Origin of the sequence: Coxiella-like endosymbiont (assembly GCF_002871095.1) — a bacterium.
In the GTDB taxonomy this organism is placed as follows: domain Bacteria; phylum Pseudomonadota; class Gammaproteobacteria; order Coxiellales; family Coxiellaceae; genus Coxiella.
This window is the reverse complement of record NZ_NSHJ01000035.1, coordinates 1-1,370: the sequence shown is the minus strand read 5'-3', so window position 1 is coordinate 1,370 and position 1,370 is coordinate 1. Positions and strand designations below refer to the sequence as shown.

Sequence of the window (1,370 nt, the reverse complement as noted above, 5' to 3'; positions counted from 1 at the left end):
AATAAACACTCTGTCTTTAAGTAGTAATGTCATCGTTAACAAAGATGACTACTAAATTAACTAGTGCTATCATGCTAGTGCTATCATGGCTGTTACTAGATCAATAACTCATTTTAATTTTGTTATTATCCCCAAAAAGTTCCTGTTGTTTATTTTTGAGATAAGGATAGAACGACATTCATATTTCTTAGAAGATCCCCAACTTTTCCACTCAATAATTTAAATATTGAAGTCCATACAATAATTCCCCCCCCTCTTCTCTATGCCGTTTAAAATAGCTGATAGATATGGTGTATTTAGCGATAAGCGATAGGTTTGGTTGAATTTTACAAATCAGTTTGTTTTTTTGATATTCATATCAGTATCGGAGTAAAATAAGGTTTAAAATCTTGATATTGGAGAAAGGAGAGTAAAAGAATGCAGACAAAGAAAAAAATCGTATAATTTTCTCTTGAAAAATTTTAAGTCATAAGAGTATATGATAGCTTTTCAACAAACAAAGATCGTATTTTTTTTAATTGTACTTTTGTTTACAGATAGGGGTATAGCTATTGAAGTTCGTGATATTAGCATTGCAATGATTCCCGTTAGTGATCAATCTCCTAAAACCTTTCAGAACAGTTTGCCGCAAGCTCTTGAACAAGTACTTATTCGAATGAGTGGTAATACAGGGATAATGACTTTACCGCTCATTCAAGATGCATTGCCTCAAATTAATAACTATGTTGAAAAATACAGCTACCTGGCTAAAGCTGATAAAAAAGATGGGCAGCAGCTACTATTACGGATTGTGTTCAATAAAAGAGCCATGAGGGATTTGCTAGAGAATGCACACCAAGAGATTTGGAGCGTTCAGCGACCTTTGACAATGGTCTGGGTTTCCGTTCCTAATGCGTTTCAATCTGAAATCCTTGCCAGTGAGAGCCAGAATCCAATAATTCACACGATAAAGCAGGTCGCATTTTTGCGAGGTCTTCCTATTATTTTTCCGATAATGGATTTGGAAGACCAGACTAATGTTGCCCTATCTACCTCTACTTTGCTTTCCAATCGTCAATTACAAATCATTTCACAGCGCTATGGTATCGATTCTATTTTAGCAGGTGTAATGGTTGTAGATGCTAATGGGCGATTTCAAGGAGAATGGCGGTTATTTTTAAATGGTACCCATTATGAATGGCAAACAACAGGTATCGATCTTACTCAAGTTGTGATGCATGGTATCAACCGTGCGGCAGATATGATTTTGAATCAATTTGCTATTTTTGATAAAAAAGGTATAGAAAATTTAATTACTATGGAAGTGAACGGTGTTCAAACTCTAGATGATTATGTTCACATGGTATCGCTTTTAAAGCATTTATCACCTG

1 protein-coding gene is annotated in these 1,370 nt (G+C 34.8%); it reads left to right on the top strand.

The features are described from left to right. Positions 1-478: 478 nt before the first annotated feature. A partial coding sequence (locus tag CLERM_RS00410) for a DUF2066 domain-containing protein (RefSeq protein ID WP_102156656.1) occupies positions 479-1,370 on the top strand: 892 nt, incomplete at its 3' end.